Raw genomic sequence first — 866 nt, forward strand, 5'->3', positions numbered from 1 at the left:
GTTGGTTGTCGTGGTCGGTGAAATCGAGAAAGCCCAGCACATCGTGGATTCGAGCGTCCGGACGGCGTAAGCCGGACAGGCGTGCAAAAAACCGAAGATTTTCCAGGAGTGTCAGGTTGTCGTAGAACTGCACGTTCTCGGGGAGGTATCCGATGGACTCACGCACCCCCGCGGCATCCTTTGTGACACTGTGACCGTGGATGACGGCGTCACCCGTGGTGGGCTCGAGCAGGGTCGTGAGGAGATTGACGGTGGTGGTTTTGCCTGCGCCGTTGTGGCCGAGCAAGCCGAATATTTCGCCGCGCGGAACGTCGAGGGTCAGATCCGCGAGCGCGTGCTGGGTGCCGAAGGTTCGGGACAGGGCCGTCGTTGAGATTGCCGATGTTGTCATATCCCCGACACTATGTAGCGAACGATGAGACCACGATGAGAATGGTCAAGGCCACCACGGTCGCCCCTGCTCGATCGCTAGACGCGAGCATTCTCGCGACGGGCGAGGACCGTTCTGATCAGGAGGGGCACGACGGAGAGGACGACGATTCCGATCAAAACAAGATCGATGTAGCGTGCGGCGAATTCGGCGACGCCGGGAATGTGGGCCAGTCCGTAGCCGAGCAGAACGACGAGAGTTGACCACCCGACCGCACCGAGCAGGTTGAAGAACGTGAACGTTCGGCGCGGCATCTTGCCCACTCCTGCGGCAACGGGCGCGAAGGTGCGCACCACGGGTACGAGGCGTGCGATCGTGACGGCCGCGGGTCCGAAGCGGTCAAAGAAGCCGTGGGTTCGGATTACGCTCTTTCGGCTGAAAAGGCCGGATTCGCGTCGGTCGAAGATACGCGGACCGGACGTGCGCCCGATGACGT

The 866-nt window shown here is 61.7% G+C and carries 2 protein-coding genes; both read right to left on the minus strand.

The annotated features are described in order from the left end of the window. Window positions 1-391 (minus strand): ATP-binding cassette domain-containing protein (locus tag JF66_RS19385; RefSeq protein WP_035880523.1); only part of this gene is annotated, 391 nt, incomplete at its 3' end. Between the two features lie 77 nt (window positions 392-468). After that, window positions 469-866: DedA family protein (locus JF66_RS19390; protein WP_197059503.1), on the minus strand; the 398-nt coding region annotated here is incomplete at its 5' end.

Origin of the sequence: Cryobacterium sp. MLB-32 (genome assembly GCF_000738085.1) — a bacterium.
In the GTDB taxonomy this organism is placed as follows: domain Bacteria; phylum Actinomycetota; class Actinomycetes; order Actinomycetales; family Microbacteriaceae; genus Cryobacterium.